Annotated in this window: 21 protein-coding genes; 5 read left to right on the forward strand and 16 right to left on the reverse strand. The window is 74.4% G+C overall.

Annotation, left to right across the window (positions count from 1 at the left end):
• Positions 1-82 precede the first annotated feature (82 nt).
• The 3 genes from ACIBPC_RS24535 to metG all read left to right on the forward strand — a co-directional run bounded on the left by ACIBPC_RS24535 (position 83) and on the right by metG (position 4,914).
• On the forward strand, positions 83-895 hold the full coding sequence (locus tag ACIBPC_RS24535) for an SAM-dependent methyltransferase (RefSeq protein ID WP_398847560.1): 813 nt from the start codon (positions 83-85) through the stop codon (positions 893-895).
• The gene (locus ACIBPC_RS24540; RefSeq protein ID WP_398847562.1) at positions 892-3,054 is read left to right on the forward strand and encodes a putative bifunctional diguanylate cyclase/phosphodiesterase; all 2,163 of its coding nucleotides are present in this window, start codon (positions 892-894) and stop codon (positions 3,052-3,054) included. The genes ACIBPC_RS24535 and ACIBPC_RS24540 overlap by 4 nt, the downstream gene beginning before the upstream one ends.
• A gap of 138 nt (positions 3,055-3,192) precedes the next feature.
• Positions 3,193-4,914: a methionine--tRNA ligase gene (gene metG, locus ACIBPC_RS24545; protein WP_398847564.1), complete on the forward strand. Its 1,722-nt coding sequence runs from the start codon at positions 3,193-3,195 to the stop codon at positions 4,912-4,914.
• A 98-nt stretch (positions 4,915-5,012) separates the two neighbouring features.
• Here metG and ACIBPC_RS24550 read toward each other — a convergent pair whose 3' ends face one another.
• From ACIBPC_RS24550 to ACIBPC_RS24570, 5 genes are all read right to left on the reverse strand, one after another.
• Complete coding sequence (locus ACIBPC_RS24550; protein WP_362960084.1) at positions 5,013-5,537, reverse strand: GAF domain-containing protein; 525 nt, start codon at positions 5,535-5,537, stop codon at positions 5,013-5,015.
• A gap of 58 nt (positions 5,538-5,595) precedes the next feature.
• Complete coding sequence (locus ACIBPC_RS24555) at positions 5,596-5,997, reverse strand: DUF742 domain-containing protein (RefSeq protein ID WP_362959857.1); 402 nt, start codon at positions 5,995-5,997, stop codon at positions 5,596-5,598.
• Positions 5,994-6,413 carry a roadblock/LC7 domain-containing protein gene (locus ACIBPC_RS24560; RefSeq protein ID WP_398847566.1) on the reverse strand — a complete coding sequence of 140 codons (420 nt, stop codon included), beginning with the start codon at positions 6,411-6,413 and terminating at the stop codon, positions 5,994-5,996. The genes ACIBPC_RS24555 and ACIBPC_RS24560 overlap by 4 nt, the downstream gene beginning before the upstream one ends.
• 46 nt (positions 6,414-6,459) lie before the next feature.
• Complete coding sequence (locus ACIBPC_RS24565; RefSeq protein ID WP_398847567.1) at positions 6,460-8,019, reverse strand: sensor histidine kinase; 1,560 nt, start codon at positions 8,017-8,019, stop codon at positions 6,460-6,462.
• Positions 8,020-8,250: 231 nt separating this feature from the next.
• Positions 8,251-8,895 carry an alpha-ketoglutarate-dependent dioxygenase AlkB gene (locus tag ACIBPC_RS24570; protein ID WP_398847569.1) on the reverse strand — a complete coding sequence of 215 codons (645 nt, stop codon included), beginning with the start codon at positions 8,893-8,895 and terminating at the stop codon, positions 8,251-8,253.
• A 202-nt stretch (positions 8,896-9,097) separates the two neighbouring features.
• On the opposite strand from ACIBPC_RS24570, the gene ACIBPC_RS24575 reads away from it, so the two are divergent.
• Positions 9,098-9,907 carry a tyrosine-protein phosphatase gene (locus tag ACIBPC_RS24575; RefSeq protein WP_398847571.1) on the forward strand — a complete coding sequence of 270 codons (810 nt, stop codon included), beginning with the start codon at positions 9,098-9,100 and terminating at the stop codon, positions 9,905-9,907.
• A 15-nt stretch (positions 9,908-9,922) separates the two neighbouring features.
• Here the strand turns inward: ACIBPC_RS24575 and ACIBPC_RS24580 are convergent, their stop codons facing one another.
• From ACIBPC_RS24580 to ACIBPC_RS24630, 11 genes are all read right to left on the reverse strand, one after another.
• Positions 9,923-10,984, reverse strand: coding sequence for a polyprenyl synthetase family protein (locus ACIBPC_RS24580; RefSeq protein WP_362959871.1), 1,062 nt, complete (start codon positions 10,982-10,984; stop codon positions 9,923-9,925).
• 94 nt (positions 10,985-11,078) lie between these two features.
• The gene (hpnE, locus tag ACIBPC_RS24585) at positions 11,079-12,461 is read right to left on the reverse strand and encodes a hydroxysqualene dehydroxylase HpnE (RefSeq protein WP_398847573.1); all 1,383 of its coding nucleotides are present in this window, start codon (positions 12,459-12,461) and stop codon (positions 11,079-11,081) included.
• Positions 12,458-13,396 carry a presqualene diphosphate synthase HpnD gene (gene hpnD, locus ACIBPC_RS24590; RefSeq protein WP_398847574.1) on the reverse strand — a complete coding sequence of 313 codons (939 nt, stop codon included), beginning with the start codon at positions 13,394-13,396 and terminating at the stop codon, positions 12,458-12,460. The genes hpnE and hpnD overlap by 4 nt, the downstream gene beginning before the upstream one ends.
• Positions 13,397-13,407: 11 nt before the next feature.
• Positions 13,408-14,280, reverse strand: coding sequence for a squalene synthase HpnC (hpnC, locus tag ACIBPC_RS24595; RefSeq protein WP_398847669.1), 873 nt, complete (start codon positions 14,278-14,280; stop codon positions 13,408-13,410).
• Positions 14,281-14,483: 203 nt separating this feature from the next.
• Entirely contained in the window at positions 14,484-15,275 is a 792-nt protein-coding gene (locus ACIBPC_RS24600) for an ABC transporter ATP-binding protein (protein ID WP_362959879.1), read from the reverse strand.
• Positions 15,268-16,182 carry an ABC transporter permease gene (locus ACIBPC_RS24605; RefSeq protein ID WP_398847577.1) on the reverse strand — a complete coding sequence of 305 codons (915 nt, stop codon included), beginning with the start codon at positions 16,180-16,182 and terminating at the stop codon, positions 15,268-15,270. The genes ACIBPC_RS24600 and ACIBPC_RS24605 overlap by 8 nt, the downstream gene beginning before the upstream one ends.
• Positions 16,183-16,266: 84 nt before the next feature.
• Positions 16,267-17,112, reverse strand: a complete 846-nt coding sequence (locus tag ACIBPC_RS24610; protein WP_398847670.1) for a glycosyltransferase family 2 protein — start codon at positions 17,110-17,112, stop codon at positions 16,267-16,269.
• A gap of 47 nt (positions 17,113-17,159) precedes the next feature.
• The gene (locus ACIBPC_RS24615) at positions 17,160-17,945 is read right to left on the reverse strand and encodes a CDP-alcohol phosphatidyltransferase family protein (protein WP_362959885.1); all 786 of its coding nucleotides are present in this window, start codon (positions 17,943-17,945) and stop codon (positions 17,160-17,162) included.
• Positions 17,923-18,984 carry an iron-containing alcohol dehydrogenase family protein gene (locus ACIBPC_RS24620; RefSeq protein ID WP_362959888.1) on the reverse strand — a complete coding sequence of 354 codons (1,062 nt, stop codon included), beginning with the start codon at positions 18,982-18,984 and terminating at the stop codon, positions 17,923-17,925. Before ACIBPC_RS24620 ends, ACIBPC_RS24615 begins: the two co-directional genes overlap by 23 nt.
• Entirely contained in the window at positions 18,972-19,730 is a 759-nt protein-coding gene (locus ACIBPC_RS24625; protein ID WP_398847579.1) for a sugar phosphate nucleotidyltransferase, read from the reverse strand. The genes ACIBPC_RS24620 and ACIBPC_RS24625 overlap by 13 nt, the downstream gene beginning before the upstream one ends.
• A complete protein-coding gene (locus tag ACIBPC_RS24630) occupies positions 19,727-21,580 on the reverse strand; it encodes a DUF5941 domain-containing protein (protein ID WP_398847672.1) in 1,854 nt (617 codons plus the stop codon). Before ACIBPC_RS24630 ends, ACIBPC_RS24625 begins: the two co-directional genes overlap by 4 nt.
• 429 nt (positions 21,581-22,009) lie before the next feature.
• Here ACIBPC_RS24630 and idi point away from each other — a divergent pair, with 429 nt between their 5' ends.
• Positions 22,010-22,579, forward strand: a complete 570-nt coding sequence (gene idi, locus ACIBPC_RS24635; RefSeq protein ID WP_362959894.1) for an isopentenyl-diphosphate Delta-isomerase — start codon at positions 22,010-22,012, stop codon at positions 22,577-22,579.
• Positions 22,580-22,590 lie beyond the last annotated feature (11 nt).

Raw genomic sequence — 22,590 nt, forward strand, 5'->3', positions numbered from 1 at the left:
CTTCCCTCACCAGGCACCGGGTCGTTAGGCTCGACCGTCTGGGGGCCAATCCGCGCACGCGCAGGGGACTTTGGAGGCGCCGATGGAACGACCCGGCTGGGCGCCGCAGGGCATCGACCTCACCGTGCCGAGCGTCTCGCGGATGTACGACTACTACCTCGGCGGCTCCCACAACTTCGCCGCTGACCGCGCCGCCGCCCGCAAGGCGATCGCGGCGTTCCCCGGCCTGCCGAAGATCATGCAGGCGAACCGGGCGTTCACGCGCCGCGCCGTGCGGTACGCCGTCGCCGAGGGCGTCACCCAGTTCCTCGACATCGGCTCGGGCATCCCGACCTTCGGGAACGTCCACGAGGTCGCCCGCGCCGCCGACCCCGCCGCCCGCGTCCTGTACGTGGACAACGACCCGGTCGCCGTCGCGCACAGCCGCGCCGTCCTGGCCGGTGACGAGCGGGCGGGCATCGCCGCGGCCGACTTCCGCGACCCCGCGTCCGTCCTCGGCTGCGCGGAGGCGGAACGGCTGCTCGACCTGCGGCGGCCCGTCGCCCTGCTGCTCGTCGCCCTGCTGCACTTCCTGCCCGACGAGGAGAAGCCGGAGGGACACGTGGCCACGCTCCGGGACGCCCTCGCACCTGGCAGCCTGCTGATCCTGACCCACGCCACCACCGAGGCCGGGCTCGCCACCCACGAGCAGGGCGCGGAGCTGAGCGACGTGTACCGGCGCGGCGGCGCGACGCTCGTGATGCGCGGCAGGGCCGCGACCGAGCGGTTCTTCGACGGCTTCACGCTGGTCGAGCCGGGCCTCGTCCCCCTGCCGGAGTGGCGCCCCGACGGGCCCGCCGACGAGGAGGACCCGGTGGCGGCCGCGGGTTTCGCCGGCGTGGGGCGCAAGGCGTGACGCCGCCGACCGGGCCCCTCGGCCCGCACGAGCACGGCGCGGGCGGCGAACCGCCGGACGGCCTGCGGCGCTTCGCCCGCATCTGGTGCCGCGCGGTCTACGCGGACACGGCCACCTCGATGACCAGGGCCGAGTTCGAGGAGCTGATGGCCGGGCTGACCCGCAGGCTCGCCGACGCGCTGCGCGCCCGCCCGTTCGACCCGTCGCCGGGCCGCGCCGTGGGCGAGGCGCTGGTGGCGGCGCACTGCACCGTGCCCGAGGCGCTGCCCCGCGTCCTCGGCGTCGTGGACGCCTACCTGCCGCTGTACTGCTCCGACCCCGCCGAGCTGCCGGCCGACGAGGCGCGCGCCCGCAGCACGCGGCTCCAGCACGCCATCGCCGCCGGGTACGCCGCCGCGCTCCAGGAGCGCACGCGCGCGGAGCAGGAGGCGCTGTCCCGGGCGGCGCTCAGCGCGCAGCGGGAGATAGCCCGCGCGCTGCACGAGAGCGAGACGCGCTTCCGCGCCGTCTTCAAGGACGCCGCGCTCGGCATCGCGCTGGCGGACATGAGCGGGCGCGTGCTGGATGTGAACGACGCGCTGGCCCGGATGTTCGGCGGCTCGGAGCACCATGTGCGCAGCCGTTCCATCCTGGAGTGGACGCATCCGGAGGATCCGCCGGAGGTGTGGCGGATGCAGCGGGAGCTGATGCGGGGCGAGCGCGAGCACTTCCAGGTCGAGAAGTCGTACGGCCGCACGGACGGCACCGTCCTGTGGACCAACCTCACGGTCTCCCTGCTGCGGGCGGCGAACGGCGAGCCGCGCTACATGCTCGCGATGATGGAGGACGTCTCCGAGCGGCGCCTGCTCAACCTGCGGCTGCGCTACCAGGCGACGCACGACGCGCTCACCGACCTGCCCAACCGCTCGCTGTTCTTCGAGCGCCTGGAGCAGGCGCTCTCCCGCGCCTCCGACACCGCCCGCATCGGCCTGTGCTACCTCGACCTCGACGGCTTCAAGGCGGTGAACGACAGCCTGGGCCACGCCGTCGGCGACCAGCTGCTGATCGCCGTGGCCGAGCGGCTGCACGACTGCGCGTCGGGCCCCGGGCAGATGCTCGCGCGGATCGGGGGCGACGAGTTCGTGGCCCTCGTCCTGGACCCGCCGTCGCCCGAGACCGTGACGGAGCTGGCGGAACGCGCCCTGTACGCGCTGTCCACGCCGGTGGACGTCGGCGGCCGCGAGCTGATGGTGCGGGCCAGCATCGGCGTCGTCGAGGGCCCGGCGCGGTACCTCAGCTCGGCGGAGATGCTGCGCAGCGCGGACATCACCATGTACCGCGCGAAGGCGGAGGGCGGCAACAGGTACGCCGTCGCCGACCCCGACTCGGACGCGCGTGCCATCAGCAGGCACCACCTCACCCACCACCTGCCCGCCGCGCTGAAGGGCGCCGAGTTCTTCATCGAGTACCAGCCGCTGGTGAAGATGGAGGACGGCAGCCTGGAGGGCGCCGAGGCGCTGGTGCGCTGGAGCCACCCCCGGCACGGCGTGCTGGGCCCCGACCGCTTCATCCCGCTCGCCGAGCACACGGGGCTGATCGTGCCACTGGGCCGCTGGGTGCTCCAGGAGGCGGTGCGGCAGGCGTGCCAGTGGCAGGTGCGCGGCATCGGCGGCCCGCGTCCGCTGAAGGTCAACGTCAACCTGTCGCCGCGGCAGCTGCACCACCCGGAGCTGGTGGAGGACACCATCTCGGTGCTGAAGGAGGCCGGGCTGCCGCCCAGTTCGCTGTGCCTCGAAGTGACCGAGACGGCGATGATCCGCGCGGACGAGAACGAGCTGCGGCCCCTGCGCGAGCTGGCCGACCTCGGCGTCGGCATCGCGCTGGACGACTTCGGCACCGGCTACTCGAACCTCGCCAACCTCCGGCGCCTCCCGGCCAGCACGCTCAAGCTCGACCGCTCCTTCACGCTCGGTCTCCAGCGGGCGCCGGCCGACCCCGTGGACCTCAAGATCGTCGAGGGCATCGTGTCGCTGGCGCACACGCTGGAGCTGTCCGTGACCGTGGAGGGCGTCGAGACGTCCACGCAGGCGGACCGGCTGCGGGAGCTGGGCTGCGACTCGGCGCAGGGCTGGTTCTACGCCAGGCCGGGACCGCCGGAGCGGCTGCCGGAAGCGGTCTGAGCGGCCCGCTCGCCGGGGAAACCTGGTGGGGCCGCCCTTCCGCGCATCGGTAGGATGCGTGATGTCCACAACAGTGATTTGTCACCCTCCGTGACCCCGTCACTGCGCGCGTTCTCTCGATCATTGGAGCATCCGAGGATGGCCCGACACCTCATCACCAGTGCGTTGCCCTACATCAACGGGATCAAGCACCTGGGGAACATGGTGGGCTCGATGCTCCCCGCCGACGTCTACTCCCGCTACCTGCGGCAGCGCGGGCACGAGGTCCTCTACATCTGCGCCACCGACGAGCACGGCACCCCGGCCGAGCTGGCCGCCAAGGCCGCCGGACTGCCCGTCGCGGAGTTCTGCGCGCAGCAGCACGAGGCGCAGAAGGCGATCTACGACGGTTTCGGGCTCGCCTTCGACTACTTCGGCCGCACCTCGTCGGCGCAGAACGTGGAGGTGACCCAGCACTTCGCCCGCCGCCTGCACGAGAACGGCTTCATCGAGGAGCGGACCACCCGCCAGGTCTACTCCCCCGCCGACGGCCGCTTCCTCCCCGACCGCTACATCGTCGGCACCTGCCCCTACTGCGGCTACGAGGCGGCGCGCGGCGACCAGTGCGAGAACTGCACGCGCGTCCTCGACCCGACCGACCTGGTGTCCGCGCGGTCCGCCGTCAGCGGCAGCACGGACCTCGAAGTCCGCGAGACGAAGCACCTGTTCCTGCTCCAGACGAAGCTGGAGAGCGAGGTCGCCGCCTTCGTGGACGCCCACGGCGAGCAGTGGCCGACGCTGGCCTCCTCCATCGCCCGCAAGTGGCTGACCGAGGGCCTGCACGACCGGGCCATCACCCGCGACCTGGAGTGGGGCGTGCCCGTCCCGGCGGACGTGTGGCCCGACCTGGCGGCCGAGGGCAAGGTGTTCTACGTCTGGTTCGACGCGCCGATCGGGTACATCGGCGCCACCAAGGAGTGGGCGGACGCGGCCGGTCCCGGCGAGGCGCGCGACTGGCGCTCGTGGTGGTACGAGGCGGACGACTCGGTGCGCTACACCGAGTTCATGGCGAAGGACAACGTCCCGTTCCACACGGTGATGTTCCCCGCCACGCAGATCGGCACCCGGGAGCCGTGGAAGCGCGTCGACTACGTCAAGGCGTTCAACTGGCTGACGTACTACGGCGGCAAGTTCTCCACGTCGCAGCAGCGCGGCATCTTCGCCGACACGGCGCTCGACCTGCTGCCCGCCGACTACTGGCGGTACTTCCTGATGGCGGGGGCGCCGGAGTCGGACGACTCGTCGTTCTCCTGGGAGCTGTTCTCCTCGGTCGTGAACAAGGACCTCGCCGACACGCTGGGCAACTTCGTCAACCGCGTCCTGACGTTCTCCCGCAAGCGCTTCGGCGACGCCGTGCCGGCCGGGCACGCGGCGGGCGACGCCGAGCGGCGCCTCGGGGACGAGGTGGCGCGGCTGCTCGCCGAGTACGAGGAGCACCTGGAGGCGCTCCAGTTCCGCAAGGCGGCCTTCGCGCTGCGCGCGCTGTGGAGCGCGGGCAACTCCTACCTGGAGGAGAAGGCCCCCTGGCGCGAGATCAAGACCGACGAGGACGCCGCCGCGCTCACCCTGCGCACGGCGATGAACCTCATCCGCCTCTACGCGGTGCTGTCCGAGCCGATCATCCCGTCCAGCGCGCGCACGCTGCGCGCGGTCTTCGCCCTGGACGACACCGCGCAGTGGGTGTCGCCGGAGGAGGCGCGGGCGCTGGACGCGGTCCCGGCGGGGACGGCGTTCACCGTTCCGCCGGTGCTGTTCGCGAAGATCACCGACGAGGACCTCGACGGCTACCGGGCGCGCTTCGGCGGCGACACCGACGCCTGACGGGAACGCTTCACGCGGGCACGGCACGGCGTGCCGGACGGGCCGGGGAACGGTCCGTCCGGCACGCCGTGCGCCCGTCGGGGAGGGAGCGGGCCGGCTCAGCCCGCCGCCCCGGCCAGGATGCGCCCGGACAGCTCGGCCGCGGCGGCCTTGATGCTCTCCAGGCCCGGACGCCCCCACGGGCGCGGCAGCCGGTCGAGCACGCAGACGGTGCCCAGCGCGCTGCCGTCCAGGTCGAGCAACGGGGCGCCCAGGTAGGAGCGGATGCCCTCCTCGTCCACCACCGGGTTCCCGGCGAACCGCGGGTAGTCGGTCACGTCGTCCAGCACCAGCGCCTTGCGGCGTACCACCACGTACGGGCAGAAGCCGCGGTCGCGCGGGGCCGTGCGGCTCTCGCCGGGGCCGGGCAGGGGGTAGAGGCCGGCGAAGAACTGGTACCGCTCGCCGACGAAGTTGACCAGCGCGAGCGGCGTGCCCGCCAGGCGTGCCAGGTCGCGCGCCGCCGCGTCGAAGGCGGGGTCCGCCTCGGCGCCGACGCCCAGTTGCCGCAGCCGTTCCGCGCGGGCCGGTGCGTCCGGGTCGTCGGGTGTCGGCAGCAGCCGGCCTGTGGGGTCGAAGCCCATCGTGGACATGGTGTTCCTTGCGTGGATCGGATACGGGCCGCCCCCGCCCGGGCGGGCGTCACACGAGCTGCCGCAGCCCGTGCAGCACCGCCCGCAGCAGGGCCGGGTCCGTGACGAAGCGGCCCGGGGACGCGGGAGTGCTGACGGTGACGGCTCCCGAGTCGAGCAGGTCGGAGAGCAGGACCTTGGTGACGGCGGCGGGCAGGCCGACGTGCGCGGCGATCTCGGCGACCGACGCCGGTCCCTGGCAGACGCGCAGGACCTGGGCGTGCTCGGGCCCGAGCCTGCGGCGTATCCGCCGCCCGGTGGCCGTGACCACGCTCAGCAGGTCGAGGCGGGCGGCGGGCCTGGTGCGCCCGCCGCAGACGGTGAAGGGGCGGACCAGGCGGCCCGCGTCCTCGTCGAGCAGGGGTCCTGACGCCACGGCCGTGGTGGCGCGTGGCGTGCCGGTCGCGTTCATCCCCTGGCCCCCTGGCGCAGCGGGATGGCGAGGGCGGCCCTGACGCTGCGGACCAGCAGGGCCATCTCGTGGCCGAGCGCGGCGGCGTCCGCGTCGGGGTCGGCGAGGACGGCGAGCGCCGCGGCCTGCCCCGCGGCCGTGACGATCAGCAGCCCCGAGTCGAGCCGGACGGTGATCCGGCGGACGCGGCCGCCGGGGGCGGCGGGCCCGCTCCCGGCGGTCCTGGCCAGGGCGTGGAGTCCCGAGGCGAGCGCGGCGAGCTGGTCGGCGTCCTCCGGGTCGAGCCCGTGGGCGGCGCGGGGCAGGCCGTCGCTGCTGAGCAGGACGGCCTTGCGGGCCTGCGGCAGGCGGTCGACGAGGTGGGCCAGCAGCCAGGCCGGGTCGGTCCTGGGTGGCCAGGGCGTGTCGGTCACCACGGCGCGGCCGGTGCGCTCGGCGGGGTGGCGGGCGGGGTGGGGCGGGTCATCTGTCCCCGTCCTCCTCGGCGAGGCGGGCGCCGCGCCGGAAGGCGGCGGTGAGCCCGGGGTCGAGCGGGGCGGGGACGGCGCCCTGGCCGCCCTTCCTGGCGGACTGGCGGGGCGCCTGGGGGGCGGGGGCCGTGTCGCGCGGGGGCGGGACGAGGTGGCGCGGGCGGGGGCGGCGCGGCAGCGGGGGCCGATCCGAACGGTCGGCGGCGGCAGCCGCGGGGGACGCGGCGGGCCGCTCCTCGTCCGCGGGCTGCGCGGGGGCGGGCCTGGCCGCCGGTGGTGCCGCAGGGGGCTGTGCGGGCCGGGGCGGCGGGGCGGCGGGGTCGCCGTCAGCCACCGGTCCGGCGGGGGCGGGCAGGGGCGCGGGCAGCGCGTACTGGTCCCCCGCCTGCGTGACGGGGCGGCCGGGGACGTAGTGCCCCTCCGACTCGTCGCCGAGCAGCTCGTGCGGCAGGACGAGGACGGCCTGCACGCCGCCGTAGATGTTGCTCTGGAGCTGGACGACGATGTCGTGCCGCTTGGCGAGCGTGGAGACCACGAAGAGGCCCACTCGGCCGTCCTCCAGCAGCTGCGCGACGTCGAGCCGTTCGGCGCCGGACAGGATGGCGTTCATGCGGTTCTGCTCGGTGACGGTCATGCCGAGGCCGCGGTCCTCGACCTCGATGGCGAGACCGGCGGTGACGCGCTGGACGCGCAGCAGGACCTGGGTCTGGGGGGCGGAGAACTCCGTGGCGTTCTCGACCAGTTCGGCCAGGAGGTGCACGACGTCGGCGACGGCGTGGCCGCGCACGGTGCCCTCGAAGGGCGGCACCAGCTTGACGCGCGAGTAGTGCTCGACCTCGGCGATGCAGGAGCGCAGCACCTCGGACATGCACACCGGCCGGGTCCACTGGCGGCGGGAGACGGCGCCGCCGAGGACGGCGAGGTTCTCCGCGTGCCGCCTGATGCGGGTGGCGAGGTGGTCGATGTGGAAGAGGCCCTTGAGGAGTTCGGGCTCCTCGACATCGTTCTCCAGCTCGTCGAGGTATTCGAGCTGACGGTGCACGAAGGACTGCATGCGGCGCGCGAGGTTGACGAACACCTCGACCCGCTCGTCCCCGGCGTAGACCGCGCCCGCGAGGGAGGCGGCCTGGGCGACGGCGGACTCGGCCGCGTACCCGGCGGCGGCGATCTCGTGCCCGAGCCTGCGGTACGCGTCGGCGTCGTCCGGCTCGGCGGGCGGCGGGCCCTCGGGCGGCCTGATGCGCTCGCCGCGCTCCACCTTCCGCAGCAGCGCGTGCAATTCGACCCGGCCGCGGCTGGCCTGGCGGCGCAGCGCGGTGAGCCGCCCGGCGTGCAGCCTGGCCTCGGTGAGGGCGAGGAGAACCGCTCCGGCGAGGACCGCGCCCACCAGCACCGCGGCGGCCGCGGGCACCGCCCAGCGCGCGAAACCGCCCGCCACGGTCCGCTGGGGACCGCCGCTGACGAGCAGGTACGCGACGGTGACCGTCGAGACGGCGGTGACCAGGGCGGCGGGGAGCACGGCCAGGCGCAGCAGGCGGCGTCTGCACCCCAACTCTCCCGCGCCCGGTGCCGTGCCGGCCGGCCGGCTGTGGCGACCGGTGGCTGCCCCGGTGCGTGGCTGTTCTGGCATCGGTGTCCTTATCGGGCGGATCAATGTGCCGAGGCCACGCTATGGCTCAACACCACTGCGCAGAGCTACAGTTCCGCCAATCGCCACCCCTCGCCACCTCCCTACGGGTGAATACGGCAGCGGCTGTCTTGACCGCGCGCGCCGTCCCGGCGGTCAGTCGAGGCCGGAGGCGCGGACCGTGATGTTGAGGCGCCCGGTGAGCCCGAGACCGGGCGGCGCGGTGCCCGGACGGGTGCGCGGCACCCCGTGGTACGCCAGCCTGGCGGGGCCGCCGAAGACGAACGCGTCGCCGCAGCGCAGTTCGGTGTCGGTCCACGGGCGGCCCCGGTGCTCGGTGCCGCCGAGGCGGAAGACGCACGTGTCGCCGAGGCTGAACGACACGACGGGCGCGGGCGAGTGCTCGTCGGAGTCCCGGTGCATACCCATCCGGGCCGAGGCGTCGTAGAAGTTGACGAGCGCGATGTCGTAGGGGTCGGCGGGCGGCGGGAAGCCCGCGTCGGCCGCCGCCGCGGCGGCCAGGGCGCCGAGCCAGGCGGGGAACGGTTTCACGGGCGCGCCGTCGCCGTCGACGACGGTGCGGGCGTAGCCGCCCGCGTGCCAGTGGCGGCCGAGGGAGACCTGGCGGACGGACATGACGCCGCCGCCGAAGCGGACCGTGCGCAGCCCTGCGGGCGGCAGTGCCCACGCGCGGCAGGCGGCGAGGAGGGCGTGCCGCCGGGCGTCGTCGAGCCAGTCCGGCAGGTGCACGGCCCCCGGTGCCACGTCGGCACGGTCGCGGGGGAAGAGTGCGTCGGTCACACGTCCCATCATGCGCCCGGGGCCGGGCGCCGGGCAGGGGGCCCCGGACGCGCCGGGGCGCGCGGGCGGCCGCCGGTCCGGCGGTGGCGCAGGCGCGGACGGACCCCGCGGAGCCGCCGGACGGCGTGGCCGGGGCCTCTGGGCGGGGGCGTCCGGGCGCCGTAGGGTTTCGCTGCCCCTGCCTGACGAGCGAGGAGGGTCCATGACGGCACCGCAGACCGGCGAGCCCGTGCTGACCGGCGTGCGCAACTTCAGAGACCTCGGCGGCCTGCCGGCCGGGGACGGGCGGCGCGTGCGCCCCGGGCGGCTGTTCCGCAGCGGCCACCTGGCGGCGGCGACCGCGTCCGACCGCGCCTTCCTGGCGTCACTCGGCCTGCGGACGGTCTTCGACTTCAGGAACGCCGCCGACCAGGCGCTGGACGGCCCGGACGTGGCGCTGCCCGGCGTGCGGAACGTCGGTGTCCCGCTGAGCGACCCGGCGGACGGCGCGCAGTTCTGGGCGATGGTGCGGGACGGCGGCGTCGCGGAGCTGCGGGAGGCGCTGAACGGCGGGCGGGCGGCCGGGCGGATGGTCACCTCGTACCGGCACATGGTGCAGTACCGGACGGTGGAGCTGGGGCGCGTGCTGCGCGCGCTGGCGGGCGGGGGCACGCCCGCGCTGCTGCACTGCGCGGCGGGCAAGGACCGGGCCGGGCTGACCGTCGCGCTGACGCTGCTCGCGGTGGGCGTGGAGCGCGACGCGATCGTGGCCGACTACCTGAAGTCGAACGCGCCGCACCGCCGTTACCCCGTGCGGCGGGGAAGCGGCGCCCCGCCGTTGACGGAGGCGCTGGCGGCCGAGGTCGGGGAGCTGCTGGCGCCGCTGTTCGACGCGCGCGCCGAGTACCTGGCGGCGGCGTTCGACGAGATCGACGCGGCCTGGGGCGGGCCCGCGGCGTACTTCGGCGACGCGCTGGGGCTGACGGCCGCCGACCTGGCGGGGCTGCGCCGCGCGCTCCTCACGGACGGGTGACGCCGGGGGGCGCGCTCACTTCGTGCGCACCACCACGAAGTCCGCCAGCGCCTCGAACCGGCCGCGTACGCCGTCGGGCAGGTCGAGCCCGTCCAGCGCGCCGAGCGCGGCGTCGTACTGCCGCCTCGCCTCCTCCTCGGCGAGGCGGCGGCCGCCCGCCTCCTCGATGAGCGCGGCCCGGGTGGCGAACTCGGCCTCGTCGAAGTCCTCGAACTCCTCGGGCGACTTCTTGGCGTCCGCCATCAGCAGCGCGGCGAGCCGCCCGGCGGCCGGTCCTGTGCCTTCGAGCGCGGCGGCGACGGGCAGCGACTTCTTGCGCTGCCGCAGGTCGCTCCAGGCGGCCTTGCCTGTGGTGGCCGGGTCGCCCCAGATGCCGAGCAGGTCGTCCACGGCCTGGAACGCGAGGCCGAGGCGCTGCCCGTACTCCTCCAGCGCGTCGGCGACGCGGTCGTCCGCGCCGCCGAGGACCGCGCCGACGGCGGCGGCGCAGGCCAGCAGGGCGCCGGTCTTGTTGCCCTCCATCTCCAGGCACTCGGCGACGCTCACGCGCTCGCGGTGCTCGAAGGCGATGTCCTGGGCCTGGCCGTCCACCAGGCGGCGGCTGGCCGTGGCGAGGCGGCGGGTGGCGCGGGCGGCGTCCGGTGTGCCCGGTTCGAGGAGCACCTCGATGGCGAGGGCGAACAGCGCGTCGCCCACCAGGATGGCCTGGGCGGGGCCGTGGACCTTCCAGACCGTGTCGCGGTGCCTGCGCTGCTCGTCGCCGTCCATCAGGTCGTCGTGGAGCAGCGAGAAGTTGTGGACCAGCTCGACGGCGACCGCGCCGGGGATGCCCGCGTCGGCGGGCACACCGGCCGCCTCGGCGGAGAGCAGGGCGAGGGCGGGCCGTACGGCCTTGCCGCTGTCGGCGTCGGTGGGGCGGCCCTCGGCGTCGATCCAGCCGAAGTGGTAGGCGGCGATGGTGTCCATCGGCGGGGCGAGCCTGGCGACGGCGGAGCGCAGCGCGGGAGCGGCCAGTTCCCGTCCGCGGGCGAGCAGCGCCGGGACGGCGCTGGCGGGCTGGGCTTCCGTGGCGTTCACATGCTCTCCTTGGCGCTGGGCGTGCGTGGTGCTCGGGGCGGGACTTCCGGTGCGGGCGGTGCGGGGGTGGTCAGGGGGGTCACGGGACGCGCCGTCACGGTGCGACGGCGCGCGCGGCGGCGAGGCCGCTGCGCACGGCGCCCTCCATCGTCGCGGGCCAGCCGGTGGCGGTCCACGCACCGGCCAGGTGCAGGCCGGGGGCGCGGGTCACCGGTCCCGGGCGCAGCCGCCCCACGCCCGGGGTGGGGGCGAAGGTGGCGGCGCGTTCCCTGGTGACGAAGAAGTCGCGGACGCGCGCGCCGCGTGCGGCGGGCAGCAGGCGGGCGATCTCGGGCAGGTAGCGCTTGCGCAGGACGTCGGCCGGGAGCTGGATCTCCTCCTGGGCGGCGGACTGCGACAGGACGACGTACTGGCCCTCGGTGACCCCGGCCGGACGGGTGCGGTCGAAGATCCACTGCACGGGGCTGCCGAGGGCGGCGAGGAACGGGCGGGGCAGCACGGTCCGGTCGTACAGGACGTGGGCGTTGAGAATGGGTGCCGTGCCGAAGGCCGCGAGGGCGGACGGGTCGGGCAGGGCGTCGTGGGGCAGCAGCGCCCGTGCGGCGTCCGGCGGGACGGCGACGACGACGGAGTCGGCGGTCAGCTCGCGGACGGGCTGCGCGGCCGGGGCGAGGGAGCGTGAGCTGACGGTGACGCGCCAGCCGCCGCCGGGGGCGGGCCGCAGGCGGCGGACGCGGGTGGCGAGGTGGGTGGTGACGCCGGAGCTGTCCAGGGCGGTGCGGGCGAGGGTGTCGTGCAGTTCGCCGAGGGGCACGTCCGGCACGCCGATGTCGGCGGCGCCAGGCTCGGTGAGCAGGCCGGTGCGGAAGACCATGGCGGCCAGGCCGAGGGACACGTCGGCGGCCCGCGCGTTGAGGGTGGCGACGCCGATGAGGTCCCACAGGGCGGTGACGGCGCGGTCGCTCTGGCCGTGGCGGCGGAGCCAGGAGGCGAAGTCCTGGTCGTCCAGCGCGGGGTCGGCGGGGTCGAGGCGGCGCAGGGCGAGGACGGCGCGGGGGGCGGCGGCCCGTTCCGCCGGGGAGAGGTGGGGGTAACGCGCCAGGGAGCCCGCGAGGTGCAGGGGGACGGGCAGGGCGGTCCTGCGGATGCGGCCGGTGCGGCCCGTGGCGGCGTCGGTGACGGGCACGTCGAGGCGGCGCTGGAGGGGGGCGAGGGCGGTGGCGCCGATGCGCTGGAGGAAGCCCCGGTAGGCGGTGCAGCAGCGCAGGAAGACGTGCTGGCCGTTGTCCACGGTGATCTGCCCCGCGGGGGTGTCGCGGCGGAAGGAGAACGCGAGGCCGCCGAGGCGGGGGCGGGTCTCCAGCAGCGTCACGCGGTGGCCGCGGTCGGCGAGGGCGAGGGCGGTGGTGATCCCGGCGAGGCCGCCGCCGACGACCGCTGTGTGCGGGGACGTGTGCGGGGCCGGGGGCGGTGTCATGTGCGGCCCGCCCGCGCGACGCGGCGGGTGTCGAATCCCGTCAGGCCGCGCAGGGCGACGACGGCCTTCTGGGCGCCGGGGAGGCCGACCCGGCCGCGCAGGACGGCGTGCGGGTCCTCGTCGATCAGGTCGAGCAGCCGGTGGTACGTGCCGGCCATGGCGGCGACGCAGGCGGCGGAGCGGCGGTCCAGCATGGGCAGCAGCCGCAGGCCCTGGGCGAACAGCTCGCGGGCGCGGCGCACCTCGAAGCGGACCAGGCCGGGGAAGTCGGCGCCGGGCGGCGCGGGGTCGAGGTGGGGACCGGCCTCGCAGCCGAAGGCGCGGAGGTCCTCGGCGGGGAGGTACGTCCTGCCGTTGTCGGCGTCCTCACGGATGTCGCGCAGGATGTTGGTCAGCTGGAGGGCGAGGCCGAGGGTGTCGGCGTACTCGGCGGCGCGGTCGGTGCCGCGGGCGCCGGGCGCGGTGCCGAAGACGCCCAGGCACAGACGGCCTATGGCCCCGGCGACGCAGCGGCAGTAGTGGCGCAGGTCGTCCCAGGTCTCGTAGGCGTGGCCGCGGACGTCGAGAAGTACGCCGTCGATCAGCTCGTCGAGGCCGCCGAGCGGGATCGGGAAGCGGCGGGTGGCGTGGGCCAGGGCGACGGCGACGGGGTCGGTGTCGTCCTCGGTGACCTGCTTGTCGCGGACCCGCTGGAGGAGGTCGCGCGTGCCGGTGAGGCGGGTCTCCTTGACGTCGGGGGCGAGGGTGCCGTCGCCGATGTCGTCCACGCGCCGTGCGAAGGCGTAGAGGGCGTAGAGGGCGCGGCGCTTGGCCAGGGGCATGAGGCGGGCGCCGTAGCTGAAGTTCCTGGCGTGCCGGGTGGAGACGGCGGCGCAGTACTCGTAGGCCGCGAAGACGGCGGGCGGCAGCGGGGCTCTCCTGGGTGCGGGACTCACGGGATTGAAGCTCACGTTCCTCTTCGCAGTGTCGTTCCCGCCGCGTACAGCAGGCCGCCCTTGGACGGTCGGGGTGGGCCCGCCAGCACGTCGTACCCGGCGCCGGCGATGGCCTGGGCGGCGGCGCGTCCGCCGCCGACGAAGCCGGCGAGGAGCAGTCGCAGCCGCCCGTGCAGGCTCCCCACCAGCGGGGCTCCCTCGTCCAGCAGCCTACGTGCCCGGTCGGTCGTCCAGGCGACCAGGGTGCGCACGGACGCGTTGGCCGTGGGCGCGGCGAGGTCGTCCTCGGTGACGCGGAAGCGGCGCATGGCGTCGGAGGGCAGGTAGACGCGGTCGCGGCGCAGGTCCTCGGCGACGTCCTGGACGTGCTCGACGATCTGGAGCGCGGTGCAGATGGCGTCGGAGCGGCGCAGGCTGTCCTCGGTGGCGGTGCCGGTGATGGCCAGGACGAGGCGGCCGACGGGGTTGGCGGACAGGCGGCAGTAGTCGAGGAGGGCGTCCCAGTCGGGGTAGCGGCTGACGCGCTGGTCGATCCGGTTGGCCTCGATCAGGTCGAGGAACGGGCCGGGGGTGAGGCCCGCGCGGCGGACGGTGGGGATCAGCTCGCGGACCAGCGGGTGCCGGGGCGGGGGGCCGCCGTGGGCGCTGGCGAAGACGCGGTGGAGGTCGTCGGTGACGGCGTCCAGCATGGCGAGGGGGTCGGTCACGGCGTCGGCGTCGAGGCCGAGGAGCACGGCGTCGCCGTCGCCGGGCGCGAGGTCGCCGTCGCCGATGTCGTCCACGAGGCGGGCGTACCCGTAGACGGCCATCAGGTCGTCGCGCCAGGCGCGGGGGAGGAAGCGGGGGGCGACCGGGAAGTTCTCGTGGGCCGCCTTGGCGAGCACTCCCCCGGGGTCCCCCGTGCCGCCGCTCTCCCCCGTGCCGCCGGGGCCGCCGCCCGGTGTCGCCGTCAGCACGGGCGGCCCCTCGTCGTCCAGCACGCCGTGGTCGTCATGTCTGCTGTTTTACCTTATGGTCTGATGAGCCCGGCCGGGGACACGCGGCCGGGCTCCAGTGGTTCCGGGCGGGGGTCGGGCGGGGCGGCGGGCTACTTGCCCGTCTCCTCCTCGTAGGCCTTCAGCACCTGGTCGGTCGGGCCGTCCATCACCAGCTCGCCCTTCTCCAGCCACAGGACGCGGTCGCATGTGTTGCGGATCGACCGGTTGTTGTGGCTGACGAGGAAGACGGTGCCCGCCTCCTCGCGCAGCTCGCGGACGCGGGCCTCGGAGCGGCGCTGGAACTTCTTGTCGCCGGTGGCGAGCGCCTCGTCGATCATCAGCACGTCGTGGTCCTTGGCTGCGGCGATGGAGAACCGCAGCCTGGCCTGCATGCCGGACGAGTAGGTGCGCATCGGCAGGCTTATGAAGTCGCCCTTCTCGTTGATGCCCGAGAAGTCCACGATGTCGTCGTACCGGGCGCGGATCTGGTCGCGGGACATGCCCATGGCCAGGCCGCCGAGGATGACGTTGCGCTCGCCGGTCAGGTCGTTCATCAGCGCGGCGTTCACGCCGAGCAGCGACGGCTGGCCGTCCGTGTAGACCCGGCCGCTCTCGGCGGGCAGGAGGCCCGCGATGGCGCGCAGCAGCGTGGACTTGCCGGAGCCGTTGGTGCCGATGAGGCCGATGGCCTCGCCGCGGTACGCGACGAAGCTGACGCCGCGCACGGCGTGCACCTCGCGGACGCGGCGGGACGGCTCGCGGCGGATCATGCGGCGCAGGGCGGCGGTGGCGTTGCCGCGGTTCCCCGCGCCGTAGACGCGGTAGACGATGTGGAGGTCCTCGGCGATCACGGTCGGCTTGCGCCCGTCGTCGGCCGCCAGGGCCGGGGTGTTGTCAGCCACGGCCGTACTTCTCCTCCGCCTTCCAGAAGAACAGGAATCCGCCGGCACCGATCACCACGGCCCAGCCCAGGGCCCACAGCCAGGTGGTCGCCGGTATGGCGTTGTGCATGTCGCTGTCGATCAGCGCGTACCTGATGAGGTCCATGTAGACGGCGGCGGGGTTCGCCTCCAGGACGGTGGCGACCCAGCTCGGGCCGTCGGCGCGGCCCTCGACCATCGTCCGCAGCGGGAACATGACGCCGGAGCCGTACATCCAGGTGCGGAGGATGAAGGGCATCAGCTGGGCTAGGTCGGGGGTGTTGCTGCCCAGCCTGGCCATGATCATGGCCAGGCCCGCGTTGAAGACGAGCTGGAGGGCGAGCGCCGGGACGACCAGGAGCCAGGTCAGGGCCGGGTAGTGTCCGGCGCCGATGACGATCACGACCAGGATGATCATCGAGTAGAGCAGCTGCTGCAGCTGCTGGAGCGAGAAGGCGATGGGCAGCGAGGCCCGCGGGAAGTGCAGGGCGCGCACCAGCCCGAGGTTGCCCGAGATCGACTTGACCCCGGCCATCACCGACGCCTGGGTGAAGGTGAAGACGAAGACGCCCGTGACCAGGAAGGGGATGTACTCCCGGTTGGTCATCCCGGCGCGTCCGCCGAGCAGCAGTCCGAAGATCAGGAAGTAGACGCACGCGTTGAGCAGGGGCGTGAACACCTGCCACAGCTGGCCCAGTTTCGCCTGGCCGTACTGGGCCATCAGTTTGGCCCGGGAGAACGCGACGATGAAGTGCCGGCGCCCCCACAGCTGCCTCATGTACTCGGGAAGGGAAGGCCGCGCACCGCTGACGGTCAGGCCGTGCCTGGCCGCCAGTTCGGCCAGTGGTACGGCGCGTGGGGGCGCACTCTCGCGCGTGGTCTCGCTCACCTGGTAACTCTCGTCCTCGCAGGGCAAAGGCGGTAGGCACTGCCGCCGTACAGCGGCACGGGGATGGTCTCAGACCCGAGCTTGTCAGATGACAGGGGGGCGTCCCAGACGGGTCAGGCGCCATACCGTACGCCAACGCATCGGCCTGCGGGGACCGCTCGGCGTGCGCCAGCCCTCGGCGAAGCCGCCGAACCACGCCTTCAGCGCGCTGCCCGACGGACGGCGCGCCAGGGTCAGCAGCACCCAGACCAGGAGATACACGGGGATCAGGGGCAGCGGCAGGTTGCGGCGGGCGAGCCACACGCGGTTGCGGGCCACCATCCGGTGGTAGACCGCGTGCCGGGACGGCGGGGTCGCCGGGTGGTACAGGAGCATGTCCGCGCGGTAGTCGATGGACCACCCGGCGTCCAGGGCGCGCCAGGCGAGGTCGGTCTCCTCGTGCGCGTAGAAGAAGTCGTCGGGCAGGCCCCCGACCTGCTGGAACACCTGGGTGCGCACGGCGTTGGCGCCGCCGAGGAACGTCGTCACGCGCGAGGAGCGCATCGGGTCGGAGGCGCGCAGCCTGGGAACGTGCCGCCGCTGTGTGGTGCCCGTCTCCGGATCGGCGATGCGGAAGCTCACGATGCCGAGCTTCGGATCGTCCGCGAACGCCGCCCGAACCAATTGCGCCGTGTTTTTGTCTGGAAGTAGTCCATCGTCGTCCAGAAACAGCAACATATCGACCTCACCGCCCCCGGGACCGAACGTCTCGATGCCCACGTTCCGGCCACCGGGGATGCCGAGGTTCTCGGGGAGTTCGACGCTGCGGACGCCTGGGGGCAGGCCGGGGAGCGCCGCGCCGTTGCCGACGACGACCACCTCGATCCGTTCGCCCTCCTGGGCCGCCACCGAGTCGAGCAGCGCGCGGAGTTCCTCCGGCCGGTCGCCCATGGTGAGGACGACCGCGCCGAGCTTGAGCTGTGCCGTGCCCACAGATGTCACCTCAGCCTGCTGGACGCGAGGATCGACACCAGGTGCAGCAGCGTCTGGAGGACCGCTATCCCCGCGAGCAGCGCGACACCGAGGCGGGTGAAGAACAGGTCGCCGCCGATCAGGTCGAGCACCGCCACCACCAGGATCAGCAGCGACGCCTCGACCCCGCCCACCAGCCGGTGGAACTTGAGGGCCGCCGCCGCGCGCCGCGCGAGCGCGACACCGGAGGACCGGGGCGTCGCCGCCTCGTCCTTGACCGCCGCCAGACCGCTGCGGGTCCTGGCGACGTCCACCAGGTCCGTCTCCGCCTTGATCAGGATCGCGCCGAGCGCGGCCAGGGTGCCGAGGAAGGCCCACAGCCAGTTGGGCGCGGACTCCTCGGCCGCGAAGACGTCGGCCGCCCGTACGCCGAAGCCGACGAGCAGCGCGGCCTCGGCCAGGTAGTGGCCGACGCGGTCGAGGTAGACGCCGGTGACGGACGTCTGCGCGCGCCAGCGGGCCACCTCGCCGTCGACGCAGTCGAGCAGCAGGTAGAGCTGGATGAGCAGCGCGGCGAGCACCGCCCCGGCCAGGCCCGGGATCAGCAGGGCGGCGCCCGCCGCGACGCCCGCCACGACCATCAGGTACGTGAGCTGGTTGGGGCTGATCCGCGAGCCGACCAGGTGCCTGGTCCAGCGCAGCGAGATCTCCCGCATGTACAGGCGCCCGGCCCAGTGCTCACCGCTGCGCCGGTCCTTGACCCCGGCGGGGTGCACGACCGGCCTGAGTTCAGCTACCGATGGTTTTGACATAGTCCGCGTACGCGTCCCTGATCTCGTCGGTGGTCAGATCGAGGTGTTCGAGGATGGTGTAACGGCCCGGCCTCGTCTGCGGGGCGAAGGCGACGGCCGTCACGAACTCCTCGGTGCTGAAGCCGATCTCGCCTGGCAGCACGGGCAGCCCGTGGCGGCGCAGCACGTCGGCGATCAGCCGGCAGTCGTCGTGCGCCCCGCGCAGGTGCATCGCGAAGGCGGCGCCGAGCCCGACCTGCTCCCCGTGCAGCGCGGAGCGCCTGGGGTGCAGGACGTCGAGGGCGTGGGAGATCTCGTGGCACGCGCCGGAGGACGGGCGGGTGTGGCCCGCGATCGTCATGGCGATGCCGGACAGGACCAGGGCCTCGGCGAGGACGGTGAGGAACGGGTCCTGCGTGCAGCCGCCCGGGTGGCGCAGCACCGCCTCCCCCGCCTGCCTGGCCATGGCGGCGGCGAGGCCGTCCACCTGCTCGCCCGTCTCGCGGTGGGACAGCTCCCAGTCGGCGATGGCGGAGATGTTGGAGACGGCGTCGCCGATGCCCGAGCGGACGTAGCGGACCGGGGCGTTCCTGATGACGTCGAGGTCCACGACCAGGGCGATCGGCGTCGGCACGCCGTACGAGCCGCGGCCCGCGTCGTTGTCGAGCGTGGACACCGGCGAGCAGATGCCGTCGTGCGCCAGGTTCGTCGCGACGGCGACCATGGGCAGGCCGACGCGGGCGGCGGCGTACTTGGCGGCGTCGATGATCTTGCCGCCGCCGAGGCCGACGACGGCGTCGTAGTGGCCCGAGCGCATCGCGTCGGCCAGCTGGACGGCGGCGTCGATGGTGCCGCCGCCGACCTCGTACCAGTCGGCGCCCGGCAGGGCCGGGCTCAGGCGGTCGCGCAGGGCGGCGCCCGAGCCGTTGCTGATCGCGACGGCGAGCCGTCCCGAGGAGGAGATCCGCTGGTCGGCGAGGAGCCCGCCCAGGTTGTCCAGCGCCCCGGCGGCGATGTCCACCGAGACGGGGGACGGGATGAGACGGGTCAGTACCGGCACGCGATCTCCCGTCCCCTGGCGAGGTCCTCGTGGTTGTCGATCTCGACCCAGCTGACGTCGCCGATGGGGGCGGTGTCGATGCGGAAGCCGCGGTTGACCAGCTCCTGGTAGCCGTCCTCGTAGTACAGCTGCGGGTCGCGCTCGAACGTGGTGCGCAGGGCGTCGGCCAGTTCGGCGGCGGCGTCCGGCTCGATCAGGGTGACGCCGATGTACTCGCCGGTGGCCTCGGCGGGCTCCATGAGCTTGGTGATGCGCCGCACGCCCAGCTCGGGGTCCGCGACGACCTTCATCTCCTCGTCGGCGAGCTTCTTGGCCGTGTCGAGGGCGAGGATGATGCGGCGGTCCCCGCCGCGCGCGGCGAGCAGCGTGCGCTCGACGGAGGCGGGGTGGACGGTGTCGCCGTTGGCGAGGATGACGCCCTCCGCGATCACGTCACGGGCGCACCACAGGGAGTAGGCGTTGTTCCACTCCTCCGCCTTGTCGTTCTCGACGAGGGTGAGGCGCACGCCGTAGCGGCTCTCCAGCGCGGCTTTGCGCGCGTACACGGCCTCCTTGCGGTAGCCGACGACGATCGCGACGTCGGTGAGGCCGACCTCGGCGAAGTTGGCCAGCGTGAGGTCGAGGACGGTTCTGGTGTCCGCGTCCTCGCCCTCGTGGTTCACGACCGGCACCAGTGCCTTGGGCAGGGTGTCGGTGTAGGGGCGAAGACGCCGTCCGGCGCCGGCGGCCAGCACGAGGCCGATCATGCGGGTTCTCCTGTTTCGTCGTGTACGGCCGGTGCCTGCGAGGAGACCCAGAATCGGATGCTCTCCGCCAGCACCAGGAGCGCCAGCGCCCCGGCGAGGACGGTCAGCGCGACGGTGAAGCCCTGCCCCGACGCCCAGAGGGCGGCGGCGACGGTGACCAGGAGGGTGCGCCCCTCGTGGCCGCCGGTGGCCAGGACCAGCCAGGGCGGAGGCGCCCCGGCACCGCCGCGGAGGCGGTACACCGTGTCGTAGTGATGGTAGGCGCAAGCGGCCACCAGGCCGAAAGCCGCCGGCAAGGCTCCGTTCACCTCGCTGCGGGCCGCCAGGACCAGGATCGTCAGGTACTCGCCGGCCCGGAACAGCGGCGGCAGCAGCCAGTCGAACGGGCGGCGCAGGGGCGCGGCCTGCGCGCGGCCCGCGGCGAAGGCGTAGCAGGCGGCGGCCAGGACCGTGACCCAGCCGCCGTCGGTGCCCGACCACAGCGCGGTCGCGACGAGCAGCGCCGTTCCGCCGAGCGCCCAGGCGGGGGCGGGGAACGGGCCGCGCCTGGCGGGGAGGCGGCTGACCAGGGCGGCGAGCGGGCCGTTGTCGGTGAGGCCGGTCAGCGTCAGGGCGGCCTGCGGGGTCGGTCCTGGGAGGCGGCGGGAGCGCAGCAGGCGGCCCGCGGTGGTGTAGCAGGCGGCGAATCCGCAGGCGGCGAGCAGGACGATGAAGGTGACGCGGGGCGTGGTCAGCGCGGTGAGGATGGCGATGAGCAGCCAGCGTTCGCCGATGGGCAGGACGATCATGCGGCGGGCCCACACCGTCCAGCCGATGCTGTCCAGCCGTCCGGACAGGGCGACGGCGGGTGCGCGCGTGCCGCCGCTGCCCGCGGCGGGGGGGTGGGCGTCGTTGAACGCGAAGTCCACGATGTGGCGGCAGGACTGGAGGATCATCGCGGATAGCGCGAGGGCCCACACGTCGTCGTCGGCGCGGGCGGCGCCGAGGGCGAGTCCGGCGTAGTACGCGTACTCCTTGGCGCGGTCGAAGGTGGCGTCGAGCCAGGCGCCGAGGGTGGAGTACTGGAGGGAGTAGCGGGCGAGCTGGCCGTCGGTGCAGTCGAGCACGAAGGACAGCAGCAGGAGGACGCCCGCGGCGACGAAGCCGGTGCGGGTGCCGGTGGCGGCGCAGCCCGCGGCGATCAGCGCGGTGACCAGGGAAGCGGTCGTCACCTGGTTCGGCGTCAGGCCGCGGCGGGCGCACCAGCGGGCGAGGTAGCGGGAGTACGGGCTGACGAGGTGGGTGGTGACGAACCCGTCGCGGGACTTGACGGCGGAGCGGAGCCGTACGGCCTCGTCGTCCACGGCGGCGACGGCGGCGGCGGCCTCGGCCCGTTCCGCCTCGGTGGCGGGGACGGCCGCGACGAGGGCGCCGAGTTCGGGGCGGTGGACGGCGGTGCCGGCCGCCTCGACGGCGGCGGCGACGCGGTCCGCGAGCGGCGCGGTGGCCGGGCGTGCGGCGGAACGGGCGCCGCCCGCAACGGGGTTGCGCGTCGCGGCGGGGGCCGTCCGCGCTGTCGCGCCGCCGAGCGCGGCGGCCAGGGCGGGGCGCGCCTGCGGGCGGGCGGTCACGGCGCCGGGGATCGCGGCGGCGTCGAAGCGTGGATCGGTCAGTCCCAGGCGCAGGCTGTGCCGGTGGCCGGTGAAGCGCGGATCGACGAGCGCGACGCGTCCGCCCGCCGGGGCGGCGGCGAGGGCGTCGGTCAACGCGGCGGCGTCGTCGGCCACCGTGACGGTGAATCCCAGCGCGCGCAGGTCGTCTTCGAGGGGCGACCCGGGAAGGGGCGAACCGGTGAGGATCGCGGTCGACAGCTTGACTCACTCCTTGGGGCGGAACCGCTCTCTGCGGCCCGCACGTCGGCAGAGATTATCCGATGACCACCGTGCGGCAAGAATGGCGTTGGAGTGAGGAAACCCGGCGTTCACGTCAGGCTCGCATGGCACGGCTCCCACGGCATGGTTCCCGCGGGGGACCGAGGCGACCTTATGCGATGCGGGCATCACCGTGCGCGCCCGGGAACCCGCTGCCGGCCTGCCGCGCACGGCTTCCCCGGCCGCGGGACGGGGCGGCGCCTCCACCCGGGGGTGGAGGCGGGGGCAGGCGCGTCATTCCGCAAGCGGGCCCGCGCGCGGGGGGCCGTGCGGCAGACTGGCCGGGAAACCGGGCAGATCCGGGGAAAGCCAGAAAACCTGGGAAATGCGCCGTTACGGCGTGCTCCGGGAAATGAGGGAAAGGTAGCCATGCCCCACAGCAGCGCCGTCGCGGCGGAGCCGATCATGCTGGAACTCGTGGACGAGGACGGCAGGACCATCGGCACGGCCGAGAAGCTGGCGGCCCACCAGGCTCCCGGGCAGCTCCACCGGGCGTTCTCCGTCTTCCTCTTCGACCACGCGGGACGGCTGCTGCTCCAGCGCCGCGCGCACGGCAAGTACCACTCCCCCGGTGTGTGGTCGAACACGTGCTGCGGGCATCCGCTGCCGGGTGAGGAGCCCTTCCTCGCGGCGACGCGGCGCACCACCGAGGAACTGGGCGCGGCGCCCGACCTGCTGCGGACGGCGGGCACGGTCCGCTACAACCACCCGGACCCCGCGTCGGGTCTGGTGGAGCAGGAGTTCAACCACCTGTACGCGGGGGTCGTCACGGCGCCGCTGCGGCCCGACCCGGCCGAGGTCGCCGAGACCGAGTTCGTGACGCCGGGGGAGCTGGCGCGGCTGCGGGCGGGCGGGCCGTTCTCGGCGTGGTTCGGGACGGTGCTCGACGCGGCGCTGCCGGGGATCAGGGAGGTCACCGGCCCGGCCGCCGGGTGGTGAGGGCGGCGCGG

The sequence above is a fragment of the Streptomyces sp. NPDC049879 genome (genome assembly GCF_044461265.1).
GTDB lineage: Bacteria > Actinomycetota > Actinomycetes > Streptomycetales > Streptomycetaceae > Streptomyces.

Bases quoted from the DNA above. Each gene is read 5' to 3' on its own strand.
- ACIBPC_RS24610 (WP_398847670.1), bottom strand. From the start codon at position 17,112: ATGGGCGACCGGCCGGAGGAACTCCGCGCGCTGCTCGACTCGGTGGCG.
- metG (WP_398847564.1), top strand. From the start codon at position 3,193: ATGGCCCGACACCTCATCACCAGTGCGTTGCCCTACATCAACGGGATC.
- ACIBPC_RS24550 (WP_362960084.1), bottom strand. From the start codon at position 5,537: ATGGGCTTCGACCCCACAGGCCGGCTGCTGCCGACACCCGACGACCCG.
- ACIBPC_RS24535 (WP_398847560.1), top strand. From the start codon at position 83: ATGGAACGACCCGGCTGGGCGCCGCAGGGCATCGACCTCACCGTGCCG.
- ACIBPC_RS24625 (WP_398847579.1), bottom strand. From the start codon at position 19,730: ATGATCGGCCTCGTGCTGGCCGCCGGCGCCGGACGGCGTCTTCGCCCC.
- ACIBPC_RS24615 (WP_362959885.1), bottom strand. From the start codon at position 17,945: ATGTCAAAACCATCGGTAGCTGAACTCAGGCCGGTCGTGCACCCCGCC.
- idi (WP_362959894.1), top strand. From the start codon at position 22,010: ATGCCCCACAGCAGCGCCGTCGCGGCGGAGCCGATCATGCTGGAACTC.
- ACIBPC_RS24555 (WP_362959857.1), bottom strand. From the start codon at position 5,997: ATGAACGCGACCGGCACGCCACGCGCCACCACGGCCGTGGCGTCAGGA.
- ACIBPC_RS24575 (WP_398847571.1), top strand. From the start codon at position 9,098: ATGACGGCACCGCAGACCGGCGAGCCCGTGCTGACCGGCGTGCGCAAC.
- hpnE (WP_398847573.1), bottom strand. From the start codon at position 12,461: ATGACACCGCCCCCGGCCCCGCACACGTCCCCGCACACAGCGGTCGTC.